Origin of the sequence: Iodobacter violaceini (assembly GCF_011601265.1) — a bacterium.
Taxonomy (GTDB): Bacteria; Pseudomonadota; Gammaproteobacteria; order Burkholderiales; family Chitinibacteraceae; genus Iodobacter; species Iodobacter violaceini.
This window is the reverse complement of record NZ_JAAOLX010000001.1, coordinates 530,474-546,068: the sequence shown is the minus strand read 5'-3', so window position 1 is coordinate 546,068 and position 15,595 is coordinate 530,474. Positions and strand designations below refer to the sequence as shown.

The 15,595-nt window shown below is 50.5% G+C and carries 18 protein-coding genes; 12 read left to right on the top strand and 6 right to left on the bottom strand.

Annotated features, from left to right (window positions below; genetic code table 11):
- Positions 1 to 62: 62 nt before the first annotated feature.
- The gene (locus HA050_RS02415) at positions 63 to 413 is read right to left on the bottom strand and encodes a ComEA family DNA-binding protein (RefSeq protein WP_099398531.1); all 351 of its coding nucleotides are present in this window, start codon (positions 411 to 413) and stop codon (positions 63 to 65) included.
- 109 nt (positions 414 to 522) lie between these two features.
- Between HA050_RS02415 and hpnC the strand changes: the two genes are divergently transcribed.
- Complete coding sequence (hpnC, locus tag HA050_RS02410; protein WP_166821544.1) at positions 523 to 1,353, top strand: squalene synthase HpnC; 831 nt, start codon at positions 523 to 525, stop codon at positions 1,351 to 1,353.
- A 17-nt stretch (positions 1,354 to 1,370) separates the two neighbouring features.
- Here the strand turns inward: hpnC and HA050_RS02405 are convergent, their stop codons facing one another.
- Entirely contained in the window at positions 1,371 to 2,630 is a 1,260-nt protein-coding gene (locus HA050_RS02405; RefSeq protein ID WP_166821541.1) for an HD-GYP domain-containing protein, read from the bottom strand.
- A gap of 210 nt (positions 2,631 to 2,840) precedes the next feature.
- Here HA050_RS02405 and HA050_RS02400 point away from each other — a divergent pair, with 210 nt between their 5' ends.
- Positions 2,841 to 3,344 carry a thermonuclease family protein gene (locus tag HA050_RS02400; protein WP_166821538.1) on the top strand — a complete coding sequence of 168 codons (504 nt, stop codon included), beginning with the start codon at positions 2,841 to 2,843 and terminating at the stop codon, positions 3,342 to 3,344.
- Between the two features lie 101 nt (positions 3,345 to 3,445).
- Here HA050_RS02400 and lysA read toward each other — a convergent pair whose 3' ends face one another.
- On the bottom strand, positions 3,446 to 4,678 hold the full coding sequence (gene lysA, locus HA050_RS02395) for a diaminopimelate decarboxylase (protein ID WP_166821535.1): 1,233 nt from the start codon (positions 4,676 to 4,678) through the stop codon (positions 3,446 to 3,448).
- Between the two features lie 127 nt (positions 4,679 to 4,805).
- Between lysA and HA050_RS02390 the strand changes: the two genes are divergently transcribed.
- Positions 4,806 to 5,246: an Lrp/AsnC family transcriptional regulator gene (locus tag HA050_RS02390; protein WP_166821532.1), complete on the top strand. Its 441-nt coding sequence runs from the start codon at positions 4,806 to 4,808 to the stop codon at positions 5,244 to 5,246.
- Between the two features lie 77 nt (positions 5,247 to 5,323).
- On the opposite strand, the gene lptM is transcribed toward HA050_RS02390, so the two are convergent.
- Positions 5,324 to 5,449 carry an LPS translocon maturation chaperone LptM gene (gene lptM, locus HA050_RS22520; protein WP_156455205.1) on the bottom strand — a complete coding sequence of 42 codons (126 nt, stop codon included), beginning with the start codon at positions 5,447 to 5,449 and terminating at the stop codon, positions 5,324 to 5,326.
- Positions 5,450 to 5,511: 62 nt separating this feature from the next.
- On the opposite strand from lptM, the gene cyaY reads away from it, so the two are divergent.
- The 3 genes from cyaY to HA050_RS02370 are packed head-to-tail and all read left to right on the top strand — an operon-like array spanning position 5,512 to position 7,668.
- Complete coding sequence (cyaY, locus tag HA050_RS02380; RefSeq protein ID WP_099398526.1) at positions 5,512 to 5,823, top strand: iron donor protein CyaY; 312 nt, start codon at positions 5,512 to 5,514, stop codon at positions 5,821 to 5,823.
- A complete protein-coding gene (locus HA050_RS02375; RefSeq protein ID WP_166821530.1) occupies positions 5,823 to 6,233 on the top strand; it encodes a YqaA family protein in 411 nt (136 codons plus the stop codon). The genes cyaY and HA050_RS02375 overlap by 1 nt, the downstream gene beginning before the upstream one ends.
- Before the next feature lies 1 nt (position 6,234).
- Complete coding sequence (locus HA050_RS02370; protein ID WP_166821527.1) at positions 6,235 to 7,668, top strand: M48 family metalloprotease; 1,434 nt, start codon at positions 6,235 to 6,237, stop codon at positions 7,666 to 7,668.
- A gap of 111 nt (positions 7,669 to 7,779) precedes the next feature.
- On the opposite strand, the gene HA050_RS02365 is transcribed toward HA050_RS02370, so the two are convergent.
- Entirely contained in the window at positions 7,780 to 8,214 is a 435-nt protein-coding gene (locus HA050_RS02365; protein ID WP_099398523.1) for a DUF1841 family protein, read from the bottom strand.
- 23 nt (positions 8,215 to 8,237) lie between these two features.
- On the opposite strand from HA050_RS02365, the gene HA050_RS02360 reads away from it, so the two are divergent.
- The 5 genes from HA050_RS02360 (at position 8,238) to HA050_RS02340 (ending at position 14,506) form a co-directional block, all read left to right on the top strand.
- A complete protein-coding gene (locus HA050_RS02360; protein WP_166821525.1) occupies positions 8,238 to 8,717 on the top strand; it encodes a glutathione peroxidase in 480 nt (159 codons plus the stop codon).
- Positions 8,718 to 8,884: 167 nt separating this feature from the next.
- Positions 8,885 to 10,021 carry a glutamine-hydrolyzing carbamoyl-phosphate synthase small subunit gene (gene carA, locus HA050_RS02355; RefSeq protein WP_166821522.1) on the top strand — a complete coding sequence of 379 codons (1,137 nt, stop codon included), beginning with the start codon at positions 8,885 to 8,887 and terminating at the stop codon, positions 10,019 to 10,021.
- Between the two features lie 61 nt (positions 10,022 to 10,082).
- Positions 10,083 to 13,304 carry a carbamoyl-phosphate synthase large subunit gene (gene carB, locus HA050_RS02350; RefSeq protein WP_166821519.1) on the top strand — a complete coding sequence of 1,074 codons (3,222 nt, stop codon included), beginning with the start codon at positions 10,083 to 10,085 and terminating at the stop codon, positions 13,302 to 13,304.
- A gap of 126 nt (positions 13,305 to 13,430) precedes the next feature.
- Positions 13,431 to 13,913, top strand: coding sequence for a transcription elongation factor GreA (greA, locus tag HA050_RS02345; protein WP_099398519.1), 483 nt, complete (start codon positions 13,431 to 13,433; stop codon positions 13,911 to 13,913).
- Positions 13,914 to 14,062: 149 nt separating this feature from the next.
- Positions 14,063 to 14,506 (top strand): DUF4149 domain-containing protein, encoded by a 444-nt coding sequence (locus HA050_RS02340; RefSeq protein WP_166821516.1) that lies wholly within the window; start codon positions 14,063 to 14,065, stop codon positions 14,504 to 14,506.
- 50 nt (positions 14,507 to 14,556) lie between these two features.
- On the opposite strand, the gene yhbY is transcribed toward HA050_RS02340, so the two are convergent.
- A complete protein-coding gene (gene yhbY, locus HA050_RS02335) occupies positions 14,557 to 14,871 on the bottom strand; it encodes a ribosome assembly RNA-binding protein YhbY (protein ID WP_099398517.1) in 315 nt (104 codons plus the stop codon).
- A gap of 37 nt (positions 14,872 to 14,908) precedes the next feature.
- On the opposite strand from yhbY, the gene rlmE reads away from it, so the two are divergent.
- Positions 14,909 to 15,529 (top strand): 23S rRNA (uridine(2552)-2'-O)-methyltransferase RlmE, encoded by a 621-nt coding sequence (rlmE, locus tag HA050_RS02330; RefSeq protein ID WP_099398516.1) that lies wholly within the window; start codon positions 14,909 to 14,911, stop codon positions 15,527 to 15,529.
- Positions 15,530 to 15,595: the final 66 nt, after the last annotated feature.

Here is a 15,595-nt window from a genome sequence, read left to right as displayed (position 1 = left end):
AGAGTAGGTGGGGCAGGTATAAAAAAAGGCACCAGCGGTGCCTTTTGTACTGAATTGTGAGCTTATTTTTTAGCTGGCTGACTGGCTTTCATGGCTGCTTTAGAGGCCGCTGCAGCGGCAGGTTTTTCGGCCTTGGCCGGGGCTGCTGTAGCTGCTGCTTTACCGCCAACAGAAATCTCGCCTTTTACTTTGTTGTAAACACCATCTTTAATGCCGGGTACTTTTTTAAGGTCTTCAGCGCTCTTAAAGGGGCCATTTTTGCTGCGGTATTCAATGATAGCTTTTGCTTTGGCAGGGCCAAAACCATTCACCGCTTCCAGTTGTTCCTGGCTGGCAGTGTTAATATCTACCGCAGCAAGCGTCATACCGTGCAGTGCAAATGCACCGAGTAATGCGATTAGCCATTTCTTCATGAGATTCCCTTTATTTAAGATAAACAGACGGGCTCAGTGCCTCGGCGAGGCAGTGCAGCTTTAATATAGCACGCCCTGTGTGTTTTTCGTGTCAGATTAGGTTCAGCTTATGGTTGCCATTACATCAGAACAAGCCGTTGGGCATTATGAGAATTTTCCTGTTGCGTCTTTGGTTTTGCCCCGCAAATATCGTAAGGCCGTTGCGGCTGTTTATCACTTTGCCCGTCATGCCGATGATTTGGCCGATGAGGGCGATGCCACGCCTGAAGAGCGTATCAGTGCGCTGGGGCAGTGCCGTGCCGAATTAGATTTGATTGCTGCAGGGAAAACACCTGTGACGGCGCGCTATCAGGCGCTGGCTGTGGCGACGCATCAGTACCAAATCCCTGCTCAGCTTTATCACGATCTGTTGGATGCGTTTACGCAAGACGTCACCAAGCATCGCTTTGCCGATTTTGGCGAGCTGATGTATTACTGCCGCCGCTCAGCCAATCCGGTCGGGCGTATTTTGTTGTATATCTTTGGCCTGGCTACGCCGCGAAATCTGGCGCTATCAGACGGTATTTGCAGCGCCTTACAGCTGATTAATTTTTGGCAGGATGCTGAAAAAGACTGGGCCAATGGCCGTGTTTATTTTCCACAAGCTGATTTAGAACGTTTTGGCGTAAGTGAAGCACAAATTGCCGCCGGTGAAGTGGATGCAAACTGGCGGCGCTTAATGGCATATCAGGTGCGGCGCAGCCAGAAAATGCTGCACGCTGGCGCGCCGTTGGGAAAGATCTTACCTGGCCGTATCGGGCTGGAGATCCGTCTGACTATCCTTGGGGGGGATGCGATTTTAGAAAAACTAAAATTGCAGCCCGATGTGTTCCGTCATCGCCCTGTTTTAGTCTGGCAAGACTGGCCACGCTTGCTGTGGCGGGCGATTCGGGCGAAGTAAACAGAGGTCATTTTTAGCTACTTCATTTCAAAATGGCGATGGATGCGCTCTTTAAGTAAATCATGCGCATCGGCTTCGCTGATATTTGCCAGCTTTTGAAAGATATCCGCTGCCAGCGGGCGAAAAACATCCATCACGCCGGGATCAAAGTGGCTGGCCCTGCCTTTTTCCAGAATGCCCATTGCATCCTCAAAACCCATGGGCTCTTTGTAAGGGCGTTTAGAGCACAGAGCGTCAAATACATCGGCTACGGCAAAAATACGGGCGGAAAGCGGAATTTCTTCGCCTTGTAACTGGCGCGGGTAGCCAGAGCCATCCCATTTTTCATGGTGGGCTGCCACTACTTCATGCGCACCATCCAGCCAGCCCATGCCTTTTACAATTTGCTCGCCCTGACTGACATGCGTGCGCATAATGGCCAGCTCGGCCTCATCCAGCTTGCCCGGTTTTAATAAGATGGCGTCGGGGATGCCGATTTTGCCCACATCATGTAAAAAACTGCCTGCAATCAAGCCCTGCATTTCCCTGCCTGAAGGCCCTGCTTTCATCTGCTCGGCAATAAAGGCGGCGATCCAGGCAACGCGGTAGTTATGTGCGCCGGTATCAGAATCCCGCTTGGCAATGGCCCGGCCCAGTGCTTCCATCATTGAAATATGCGAATCGAGCACTTCGCGGGCTTTGCGCTCATTATCTGCTGAAAGATGCACCACCACCGGGTAAAGCGCAGCGCCGCAAAGGAGCGCCGCAAGGCAAACCATCAGCGCGACCGTGAGTGATGATGAAAGTATTTGCCGGTGCTGCCATGCGGGCACTACCCGCACTCCTTCAAAATAGCCTGTTACTCTGTTGTCTGAGCCATGCAGAGGCACAAAAACTCTTAAAACCCAGCGATTGCCAGGAAGCTTTAAGCTCTCATAAGATGCCTCGGTGTAGCCAGGGCGGCCATGTGCGCTCAGATAAAAATCGACGGCCTCACCTTCGCTGGTTAAGGATTCGGCCAGTTTTTGCCCGGCAGCGTTATAAATCTCCGCAATATCAAATAAACCGCCGGAAATGGTTTGAGCGGCGCTTTTAGCATGCTCTGCAGTATTGGGGCCGCTTAAATTGATGGCATCGTAGTGGTGCAGTAAGCGCCTGGATTCTTCAATAGCCAGCGATACGATTCCTTCCTCTGTATTTTCTTTTTCTACATACCATGCCACGGGGCTGGCTAAAGAAGCGAGCGCAATACTGACAGCGGCAATCCGAATTGCAGTACGCTTTTTGAAGGCATTCATGTGTAAATTGCTGCTTTATCTAAAATGATGAGTAGAAGATAGGTAAGCCGGAGGCATGTTTAAATCCTGGCTTGCTGATTGCAATGCTGGGTTTTGTGTCAGCTCAATATATATATTAGTAGGCAATGCCTTGGAAGCAATAGCCAGCCTTGCCGGGCTGGTGTGTTTTATCTGATCACTCAGATTGCAAGCTTGGGTAAAGGAGGGGGGATGTGGCGGGGATGTTTACTGATTTTATTACTCAGCGCCTGCAGGGCTGAACAAGCGCCAGTTGCCCTGCTATCCGGTATGGTTATTAAGGTGAGCGATGGAGATTCACTGCTGATACGTGATGATCAAAACCAGGAGCACCAGCTGCGCCTGGCATATATTGATGCGCCTGAATACAGCCAGCCTTTTGGCAGCGAGGCAAGGCGCAATCTGGATCGCCTTGTGTATCGCAAGCAGGTTTTGGCGAAGGTAGTGGATACTGATCGCTATCAGCGCAGCGTGGTGGTTTTGCAGCTGGGAAATACAGATATTAACAGCGAGCAAATCAAGGCGGGCTTAGCCTGGCACTATCAGCACTTTGCCAGGGGGAAACAAAGCAGCGCTGATTTTGAGCGCTACCAAAGCCTGGAGCAGCAGGCAAGGCAGGCCAGGGCCGGGCTTTGGCAGGAAAGCGCACCTGTGCCGCCATGGGATTATCGCAAGGCTCACAGGGGAGGTAATTAGCTGAAGGCAGGAGAGGTTTTAGCCGCGAAAGCTCAGCGGCTTGCAAGTCATTTGCGTAAAGGCACTCCTGCAAAAAACATCAAAACAAGCTGGATTTACGCTTATATCTCCAGCGCAATCAATTCTTGCACCGTCTGGCGGCGGCGGATTTGGGTAATCTGATCGCCATCAACCAGCACTTCCGGGATGAGGGGCCGCGAATTGTAATTGGATGACATGCTTGCGCCGTATGCACCAGTGTCGTGAAACACCAGCAAATCGCCGATTTCACAATGTGGTAAATCCTGAGTAGTGACTTCCCCGCCTTCAATCTGGGTAAATACATCGCCAGATTCGCATAAAGGCCCGGCCACAACGGTGGGGCGAAGCGCACCGCTGCGGGGGGTGCCATCAGGCGCATAGCTGCTGATCCGGTGATAGCTGCCATACATCGCCGGGCGGGCCAGATCATTAAAACCTGCATCAACCAGGGCGAAAAAGTTGCTGCCCACTTGTTTTTGCGCGCGCAGCTCAGAAATTAAGCAACCTGATTGCGCCACTAAAAAGCGGCCGGGTTCGATTTCCATGTTGATTTTGTGGCCAAGGAATGCCTCGATTTCCTGACGCGCTTTATCCCAAATATGGAAATAATGATCGGTATCGACAATCGCCTCGCCAGCCTGGTAGGGGATTGATAAGCCACCGCCAATCGAAATCGCGGATAAATCCTGAGCGCAAGCTTTTACCTGGGCAATCATGGCATCGCAAACGCTTTGCAAATGATCATAATCGACGCCCGAGCCAATATGCATATGCAGGCCAATCAGCTTGAGCTTGTATTGGGCGATCAGCGCTAGGCTGGTTGCAAGATGCTCAAACCAAATACCATGCTTACTTTGCTCGCCACCGGTATTGGTTTTACGGCTGTGGCCGTGGCCAAAGCCGGGGTTGATACGCAGCCATACCGGATGGCCAGGGTGCGCCTGCCCCAGTTGCTCCAGCATTTGCGGCGAGCCACAGTTCACAGGGATATTGAGCTCCACCACGCGTGCCAGTGATCTTTTGTCTAAGAGATCGGCGGTAAAAACAATCGGCGCATGTTTGGCTGTGCTGTCTGGCACAAAGCCTGCTGCCAGCGCACGCTCGACTTCGCCCAGCGAAACTGAATCCACCAGCACACCTTCTTCACGCATCAGCTTGAGTAAATGGATATTGCTGGAGGCTTTTTGTGCAAAGCGAATCACATCAAATTGGCGCAGACGGGCTATTTGTGCCCGGATGGTAGCCGCATCATAGGCCCAGCAAGGGGTAGAAAACTGGTCGGCAATCCGGGCAATCTGGCAATTTGATATCATGGCTTGGCACAGTAAGTAGATATAATGGGCTTATAATTTAGCAAGGTATTCGTTTGGAATACAGGGCATTTCATAAGTAAATGCCGGATCCAGCCTGAGTTTCACCGGAAATGAACCAAGTATACTTATGAATCCGAAAATCGACCTTTTTGACCAGAAAATACTCCAGCTTTTGCAGACGGATGCGCGTATGTCGCACGCAGAAATAGGGCGGCAAGTGCACCTGAGCCAGCCCGCGGTTTCTGAGCGGATTAAAAGACTGGAGAGCAGTAATGTGATTCGTGGCTATCGGGCTGATATTAACCCTAAGGCGCTGGGCTATCAGATTACCGCCATGATCCGGCTGTCTACCCGGCAGGGCAGGCCCTATGCGCAATTTGTGGCGGACTGCCCTGAGATTATTGATTGCTATACGGTCACCGGCGAGGATGGCGCGGTGATGCGGGTGCTGGCCACCGATGTAGAGCACTTGCAGCGCATAATTAATGAGCTGAATGCTTTTGGCTCAACCTCTACAGCCATCGTTTTAACCACTCATGTGCTGGGGAAAACGATTTCTATCGTTTAGGGGGAGCACGTTTTGCTGCCCGCTCTGTCAAATTGAACGGCATGGTTCACGCAGGCACGATATGCCGCAGTGCCTGTTTATTTGGATGCAGCAGGTGCGCTGGCCGTGGTGCTGGCTGGCTTTTCAGGCAGATAAAGGCCACCTTTAAAACCGCAGGCTGTAAGAGTGGCAATGGTCAATAGTAATAACAGCGCACGTATCATTTTGGCTACTGGTCAGTATTTAGTGGCAGAATCGCAATTCTAACATGCAGGGAATAGATTGAATGACCGAGTCCGAGTTTCTTGACCTCAGCGATAGCGTATTCGCAAAAATCGAAGCGGCACTGGATGAGAGCGGGCTGGATACAGATACCCTGCTCTCTGGCAATGTATTAGAAATTGAGTTTGAAGACCGCAGCAAAATTATTGTAAACCGCCATGCCGCCAACCAGGAGCTGTGGATTGCCGCGCGCTCAGGGGGCTATCACTATCGTTTGCTGGATGGTGTGTGGCAAAGCACCCGTGAGGCTGGTGAGTTTTTTGCTGATTTAAGTAAAGCAATCAGCGCCCATGCCCAGGAAGATTTTAGCTTTTGATGATTGAGCCAGCGTGGCTGTCGGGCTTGTTTGCCTCGGCTTTTTTATCGGCCACCTTGCTGCCGGGTAATTCTGAAGCAGCCCTTCTGGCCTATCTGCACTTTAATTCCCAGGGATTAATTCCTGCCTTGCTGGTGGTGACGGCCGGTAATACGCTGGGCGGATTACTTACGGTATGGATGGGCCGCCGTCTGCCTGCCGCGCCCAAAGGGAAGGCTGTGGCCTGGGCTGAGCGAATCGGCCCGGTGAGTTTACTGCTGACCTGGCTGCCGGTGGCGGGTGATGTTTTATGTGGTGTGGCTGGCTGGTTGCGCTGGCCATGGCGACAGGTTGCGCTGTGGATGTTATTAGGTAAAACCGCACGCTATCTGGTGCTGGCGGGCGCAGCAAGCTGGCTGACAGGAGCTTAATTTGTCCCGACGTTTATTGGCATTGATTCTGGCGGCAAGCCTGGTTTCTGCACCCCTGCAGGCCGATGTACAGTTGCCCAATTTGGGTGAATCCTCGCAAGAAGGATTAAGCCCATTGCAGGAGCGGCAGATTGGCGAGTCGGCCATGCGCGAGCTGCGGCGCAGCGGTGCCATGAGTGAAGACCCGGAGCTGGTTGCTTATTTGCGCCAGCTTGGCGGGCGCTTACTGGATGCCAGTGGCGAAACCGAAACCAATTTTGTTTTCTTTCCCATGCTCGATCGCAGCGTTAACGCCTTTGCTATTCCTGGCGGCCTGGTGGGCGTGCATACCGGCCTGATTGTGCTGTCCCAGCATGAATCAGAGCTTGCATCTGTGTTGTCGCATGAAATTGCCCACGTCACTCAGCATCACTTTGCCCGCCTTTTAGAAGGGCAAAAAATGGCCCCCTGGGTGACGCTGGCGGCTTTAGGCTTAGCGATTGTGGCTGCCAGTGCGGGCAAGGGCGATGTGGCGATGGCGGGCCTGATGGGCAGCCAGGCCTATATGATTCAGCGTCAGCTTGATTACACTTATATGTTTGAGCAGGAAGCAGACCGGCTTGGCATGCAGACCTTACAAAAGGCGGGGTTTGATCAGGCTGCCATGCCGGTATTTTTTGATCGTATGCAAAAAAACTCACGACTGGGGGAGGGGAATGCTCCTGAGTTTTTACGCACCCACCCCGTGACGTATAAGCGGATCAGCGACGCGCAAGCCCGTTTAAAAGATAAGCCTTACCAGCAGTTTAAAGATTCCTTGGATTTCTTATTTGTGCGCGAAAAAGCGCGATTCTTGCAGATGGATGAGCAAGACGCGCTGAATTACTATCGAAAAACCCTGGCAGAAAAAAAATACGCTCATCTGCCATCGCACCTTTATGGTCTGGCTTTGGCGCAATTAGCGGCTTTTGATGCCGATGGTGCATGGGCTTCTTTGCAAAAAGCAAAACAAGCTCTGGGTAAAACGCACTCTTCACTGGAATATCTGGCTGGCAGCATCCGCCTTGCACAAAAGCGCCCTGATGATGCTTTGCAAATATTTAAAGAAGCCAGTAAACGCTTTCCCGCCAGCCGGGCCCTTGTTTATGGCGAAATCGACGCGCTGATTGCTAACCAGCAATTGGGCGATGCCTTGGCCAGTGCCCAGTACGCCAGTGAGCTTTATCCTTCAGACGCATATCTCTGGCAGCGTATTTCCAAAATTCAAAATGCACGGGGCGATGCGGTACGCCAGCATCAGGCCCAGGCCGAGTACTACACCCGTCTTGGTGAATACACCGCAGCGATTGAGCAGCTGCAGCAGGCGCAAAATGCCGGTGCTGGCGATTTTTATCTTTTATCGGCGATTGAGGCGCGTTTAAAAGAGCTGAAGCAATTGCAGCTGCCGCTTAAATAAGCAGGCAGATAAAGCGCTGATGCAAAGGTTTTTCACTCCAGGCGTGGCTTACCATCGGTATGTGTAATGCAGCGGGGAGGTATTTCTGGCGGGAATTTTATACCGGAGCCCTTATTTCAACTGCCCCACCTTAAAACGCAGTATTTCTAAATACACTTCAGGATCGGGCGGGGTGTTGTTTCTTTGGGCTTGCCACATCATTTCACCCAAACCATCCATCATGGCATGCAGGGCGGTATGTTCCAGCGATAATCTTTCGCAAAGCTGCTGATATAAAGCTTTAACGCCAGCGGGCTGATCGATTGATATTTGCTCTTCAATGGCAAGGTGCATACTGATATGTAAAAAAGGATTGGTTTCGCCATATTCAGGGGGCCAGTCTTTATCTAAGTATTCTTCAGACAGAATCGGCTGGTATTCGGGGTGATGCAGCAAAATGCCCGCGATGATTTTTTCGATATCTGCCAGCGGCGCATTCGCCTGATGTTTCTGCCATGCTTGAATAAAAAAGCGGCGGGCTTCATCGCGGGATGGATTAAATAGCATGTGTTCTCAACTAAGGATAAATAATGAGCAATATTGGTGATTTTAGCGTGCAAGGCATAGCTGGGGAAACGGTTGATTTGGCTCAGTATGCCGGTTCGGTAGTTTTGGTGGTGAATGTGGCGAGCCAATGTGGCTTTACGCCGCAGTATGAAGGCTTGCAAGCGCTTTATGAGCAATATAAAGACCGTGGTTTTGTGGTGCTGGGTTTTCCGTGTAATCAGTTTGGTGCGCAGGAGCCGGGCAGTGAGGCGGAGATTCTGGATTTTTGTACTACTAAATTCAATGTGAGCTTCCCTCTCTTTGCCAAGGTGGATGTGAATGGAGAAAACGCGGCTCCGCTCTTTACGTGGCTAAAAAGTGAAAAGCCTGGTTTGTTGGGGATTGAGGCAATCAAGTGGAATTTCAGTAAATTTTTACTGGATAAGCAAGGTAAGGTGGCAGATCGCTTTGCTCCGATGACAAAACCCGAAGAACTCAGTGCTGAGATTGAAAAGCTGCTGTAAGACTGTAATCTATTCATAATGAATTTGGCTTCACATTGATAGATAAGGGCTTTTACGGTACAATGTGGCTCAATTTTGTGCGAGCGGGATAGCTGGGGCTATCCCGTTTTGCCATCCTCAGAAATATCCGAACTCAATCTTGTGGGCGCAATGCCCAGGAGCCGCCTGTGTCAAAACCAGCCCTTCTTGCGCTTGCCGACGGCACCCTCTTTCATGGTATTTCCATCGGATGCGATGGCTCAACCATTGGTGAGGTCGTGTTCAATACGGCGATGACCGGTTATCAGGAAATCCTGACCGATCCATCGTATACCAAGCAAATGGTCACTCTGACCTACCCACATATCGGTAACTACGGCGTAAGCCCGGAAGATGTTGAGTCACATTCCGTGTTTGCCGCAGGCCTGATCATTCGTGATTTGCCACTCTTACATTCTAATTTTCGCTCTGATATGAGTCTTGGCGATTACCTCGTTAAGAATAATGTTGTGGCGATTGCAGATATTGATACGCGTAAGCTCACGCGTATTTTGCGCAGCAAAGGTGCACAGCCAGGTTGTATTGTTACTGGTGACAATATCGATGCGGCGGCTGCTGTTGAAAAAGCCAGGTCTTTTGGCTCAATGGCAGGGCAAGATCTGGCTAAAGTGGTGAGCTGTAAAGAATCTTTTGCATGGACAACTGGTGAATGGAAGCTGGGCACGGGTTACACCGCGCAAACAAATCCAGAATTCCACGTTGTTGCCTACGATTTTGGCGTGAAGTACAACATTTTGCGCATGCTGGCTGAACGCGGCTGTAAATTAACCGTTGTGCCTGCGCAAACGCCTGCCAGCGAAGTATTGGCCCTGAAGCCCGATGGCGTGTTTTTATCGAATGGCCCGGGAGATCCTGAGCCTTGCGATTACGCGATCAGCGCGATTAAAGAAATTCTGGCGACTCATTTACCCGTGTTTGGTATTTGCCTTGGCCATCAGCTGCTGGGCCTTGCCTCTGGCGCCAAAACCAGCAAGATGAAGTTTGGCCACCACGGTGCAAATCATCCTGTGCAGGATTTAGTCAGCAAGCATGTGATGATCACCAGCCAGAATCACGGTTTTCAGGTAGATGAAACCAGCTTGCCAGCCAATGTAACGGTGACCCATCGCTCACTGTTTGATGGCACAGTGCAAGGGATTGCCTTGACTGACAAACCTGCGTTTTCTTTCCAGGGGCACCCGGAAGCAAGCCCGGGGCCAACCGATGTAGCTTATCTGTTCGATAAATTTATTGGTTTGATGCGCGAGCAAAAAGCAGCGGTTTAAGGGGCGTACTGTGTGGCTTCTGGCCGCACAGCCTAGCGAATAGTGGTTTGAGGGTAGAGCAATGCCAAAACGTACAGATTTAAAAAGCATCTTAATCATTGGTGCTGGCCCGATTGTGATCGGCCAGGCTTGTGAGTTCGACTATTCCGGAGCGCAGGCATGTAAGGCGCTGCGTGAAGAGGGTTACCGCGTTATTTTGGTGAACAGCAACCCTGCCACCATCATGACTGACCCAAATATGGCGGACGTGACTTACATCGAGCCAATTACCTGGCAGATGGTTGAAAAAATTATTGAGAAAGAGCGCCCGGATGCGCTGCTGCCAACCATGGGTGGCCAGACTGCTCTGAATTGCGCGCTGGATCTGTGGCGCAATGGCGTACTGGAAAAGTACAGCGTAGAAATGATTGGCGCTAAGCCGGATGCCATCGATAAAGCGGAAGACCGCGGTAAGTTTAAAGATGCAATGACCAAAATTGGCCTGTCTACGCCAAAATCGGGCATTGCTCATAATATGGAACAAGCGCTGGCTGTGCAGGCCTCGGTTGGGTTTCCAACACTGATTCGCCCTTCCTTTACTATGGGTGGATCGGGCGGCGGTATTGCTTATAACCGCGAAGAATTCCTGGAAATATGTGATCGTGGTTTTGAAGCTTCGCCAACCAATGAATTGCTGATCGAGCAATCGGTATTGGGCTGGAAAGAGTACGAGATGGAAGTGGTGCGTGACCGCGCCGACAACTGCATTATCATCTGCTCGATCGAAAACTTTGATCCGATGGGCGTGCATACTGGTGATTCGATCACCGTGGCTCCTGCGCAAACGCTGACCGATAAAGAATACCAAATCATGCGTAACGCCTCTCTGGCGGTATTGCGTGAGATTGGCGTGGATACGGGTGGTTCAAACGTCCAGTTTGCTACTAATCCAGAAAATGGCGAGATGATCGTTATTGAAATGAATCCACGCGTAAGCCGCTCTTCAGCACTGGCTTCTAAAGCAACGGGTTTCCCGATTGCCAAAGTGGCTGCCAAGCTGGCTGTAGGCTTTACGCTGGATGAATTACAAAACGAAATCACTGGTGGCAAAACACCTGCTTCGTTCGAGCCATCGATTGATTACGTTGTAACAAAAATTCCGCGTTTTGCTTTTGAAAAATTCCCGCAGGCCAATGACAAGCTGACCACACAAATGAAGTCGGTTGGTGAAGTGATGGCGATTGGCCGCAGCGTTCAGGAATCCATGCAAAAAGCTTTGCGTGGCTTAGAAACCGGCATGTCTGGTTTTGATGAAATGACCACTGACCGCAGCGTGATCGAAGCAGAAATTGCAACGCCAGGCCCTGAGCGTATCTGGTATGTGGCAGATGCATTCCGCGTAGGCATGAGTATGGCAGAGGTATTCAATCTGACTAAGATTGATCCCTGGTTTCTGCGTCAGATCGAAGATCTTGTTCAGGAAGAAAACGCAATTCGCGGCACGGCGCTTGAGTCAATTGACTATGCCACCATGCGCCGCTTAAAGCGCAAGGGCTTCTCGGATCGTCGTCTTGCTGCATTGTTGGATACCGATCAGGCCGCGGTGCGTAAAGCGCGTCATGCCCTGAAGATTCGTCCTGTGTACAAGCGTGTGGATACGTGTGCGGCTGAATTCTCTACCGATACTGCGTATATGTATTCCACATACGAAGAAGAGTGCGAAGCTGCGCCTACCGATAAGCGCAAAATCATGATTCTGGGCGGCGGGCCAAACCGCATCGGCCAGGGGATTGAGTTTGATTATTGCTGCGTGCATGCCGCACTGGCGCTGCGTGAAGATGGTTTTGAAACCATTATGGTGAACTGTAATCCGGAAACCGTATCCACCGATTACGACACTTCGGATCGCTTGTATTTTGAGCCGCTGACACTTGAAGACGTGTTGGAAATCGTTAATATCGAAAAGCCGGAAGGCGTGATCGTGCAATACGGTGGCCAAACGCCGCTTAAATTAGCCCGTGCGCTGGAAGCAAACGGTGTGGCCATTATTGGTACTACACCAGATATGATTGATGCCGCTGAAGATCGCGAGCGCTTCCAGAAATTATTGCAGGATTTAGGTCTGCGTCAGCCGCCAAACCGCACTGCACGTAATGAGCGCGATGCACTGTTGCTGGCTGCTGAAATTGGTTATCCGCTGGTGGTTCGCCCCTCTTATGTATTGGGCGGCCGTGCGATGGAAATCGTGCACCAGCAGTCTGATTTAGAGCGCTATATGCGTGAGGCCGTGAAGGTATCGAACGACAGCCCGGTGCTGCTCGACCGCTTCCTGAACGATGCTATTGAAGTGGATGTGGATGCGATTTGTGATGGCACCGATGTCCTGATCGGCGGCATTATGGAGCACATCGAACAAGCTGGCGTGCACTCGGGCGACTCAGCTTGCTCTTTGCCTCCGTTTAGTTTGCCGAAAGAAATTCAGGATGAGTTACGCCGCCAGACTGTTTTGATGGCAAAAGGCCTGAATGTGGTGGGTCTGATGAATGTACAGTTCGCGATTCAGGGCAAGGGTGATGCTGCTATCGTGTTTGTGCTTGAAGTTAATCCGCGTGCATCACGCACTGTGCCTTATGTATCTAAGGCAACAAGCCTGCCATTAGCTAAAATTGCCGCACGTTGTATGGCCGGGCAGAGCCTTGCCTCGCAAGGCGTGACGCGTGAGGTGATTCCTCCATACTTCTCGGTTAAAGAAGCGGTATTCCCGTTTATTAAATTCCCGGGCGTAGATTCTATTCTTGGCCCGGAAATGAAATCGACCGGTGAAGTGATGGGTGTAGGTGATACATTTGCGGAAGCTTTTGTAAAATCGCAACTCGCTGCAGGGGTGGCATTACCAACACTGGGTAATGTATTTGTATCTGTGAAAGATGGCGATAAGGCAGGTGCTTTAGAGTGTGCCAGGGTGCTGACAGACCTGGGCTTTAAAGTTTTTGCGACCAAGGGTACTGCTGCTGCCATCGGTGAAGCAGGCGTTGTTGTTCAGAGTGTGAATAAAGTAACTGAAGGGCGTCCGCATATTGTGGACATGATTAAAAATGGTGAAATCGCCATGATTGTGAATACTGTCGACGAACGTCGCCAGGCCATTCAGGATTCTTACTCGATTCGCCATGAAGCCATGAAGGCCCGCTTACCTGTGTTTACAACGATTGCAGGCGCAAAAGCGGCGTGTATTGGTATGCGTGATTTGGGTGAAATGCGGGTTTATGATCTGCAGGGCTTGCATCGTACGATCAAACACTGATAATTTACGCCCTAAGGTTCGTGGATGATGTTTTACCTTAGTCAGATATCACCCGCTGGAACTTAAGTAAAAGCCGCCGTCCACTCGTGACGGCGGCTCTTCTTTTTGGATGGAGACTGTAAAGAAATGATAAAAATTCCGCTCACCGTACAAGGTGCGGTAAAACTGAAAGCCGAACTGCAAAATCTGAAGAGCGTAGAACGCCCTTCTGTGATTGCAGCGATTGCCGAGGCACGCTCGCACGGTGATTTGTCGGAAAACGCTGAATACGATGCAGCGAAAGAAAAACAAGGCTTCGTTGAGGGCCGAATCGCTGAATTGGAAAGCAAGCTTTCCAATGCCCAGCTGATCGAGCCTGCCAGCCTTGCAGAAACCGCCGAAGGCCGCGTGGTATTTGGCGCAACGGTTGATCTTGAAGATCTTGAAACCAGCAATAAAGTGACCTACCAGATTGTGGGTGATGATGAGGCTGAAATTAAAGAATTTAAAATCTCCGTATCCAGCCCTATCGCTCGTGCTTTGATCGGTAAGTATGCCGGTGATGTTGCCGAGGTCGTTGCCCCGGGCGGGATTCGTGAGTATGAAGTACTCGACGTAAAATATATTTAAAAGCCCTGGCGCAAGCTGTACCTTCACTGATCGTATGCCGGAAATGGCTTAAAATCTTATTGCCAGCGTGGGTGATGGTTTTTCGTCATTTTGCCGGGTACTTCAGCTTGTTATGACGTTTTCAACTGATGATTAAATCTGGGAATGCAATGGGCTTAGGTTCAGGTTTAAAAAACCTTCTCACCGTACTGTGGATCGGCGGTATGTGGACCATAGGCGTTATCGCAGCTCCTGCTTTGTTTGCAGGCTTAGATAAAGCGACTGCTGGCATGGTGGCAGGAAAGCTGTTTCATGCGATTGGTTGGGTGGGGATTGTTGCAGGTGTGTACCTGGCCATTTGGTGTGTCTGGCAGATGGGTATGCGAGGATTTCAGAGTAGTAAGTTCTGGCTGGTGATGGGGATGCTGTTTTGCACCCTGATTAATCAGTTTGCTATTTTTCCCTTAATTGCCAGTTTAAAGCCTGCTGTAAGCACGGCAGCAGAAGGCGTGTTTGGCGGTGGATTAGCGCAATGGCATACTATTTCCAGTCTGATTTATCTGTTGCAAAGTGTGTTTGGTATAATTTACATATGGTCAGATAGTGATCGCTAGACACAAAAGATTAGGGCGACCTGAGTCGCCCTAACGTATGTAAAACCCGTTTATTTGGCTTTTTTTGCCTTGGGTAGTACGATTCGTGGCTTGTCGCTGTTCGATGCGCGGTAAACAATTAATAGCTTACCAATGTGTTGAACGGCGGACGCGCCTAACTCAGAGCAGATCTTTTGCATGTATTCTTCACGCAGGGCACGATCATCACCCAGAACTCGGATCTTAATGAGTTCATGTGCATCTAAATTAACAGCAATTTCGCGGATTACCGCGTCTGCTAGGCCATTATTCCCGATCATCACGACTGGATCGATATGATGAGCCAGGCTTTTCAGATGGCGACGCTGATCCGATGTGAGTTCCATTGTTTCAAATCCTTGACTAAACAGGCAATTTTACCTCATGGCTCGTAGCAATTCCAGTAATGCGTGGATGAAGGAACACGTCAACGATCATTATGTTCATCAGGCGAAAAAAGAGGGCTACCGCGCGCGCGCTGCTTATAAGCTGCTTGAGATTAATGAAAAAGATAAATTATTCAAACAAGGCCTGTGGGTGGCCGATCTGGGAGCTGCACCAGGAAGCTGGTCGCAAGTCGCCAGTCAGCATGTTGGTGAATCAGGGCGCGTTTTTGCGCTAGACTTACTGGATATGACGCCGATCCGGGGAGTGGACTTCATTCAGGGGGATTTCAGAGATGAAGAAGTGCTGGCTCAGTACACAGAATTACTTGCTGGCCGTCAGGTAGACCTTGTGATTTGCGATATGGCCCCCAATATAACGGGGAACGCGGTGATGGATCAGGCTCGCAGTATGTATTTATGTGAGCTGGCTTTGGAATTTGTTCGTGAACAATTGAAACCAAACGGGTATTTTCTGGTCAAGGTATTCCAGGGTTATGGTTTTACCGAGTACATGAATGCCATGCGTGAGACATTTACTAGTGTTGTAACCCGTAACCCTAAGGCTTCGCGTGATCGCAGCAATGAAACGTATTTGCTCGGCAGGCAAAAAAAAGCCTGAAACAGCTTGTTGGATTTAAGTACCTGCAGCAGGCAGTGCTAAGCTTATGCAGACTTCCAGCCATAA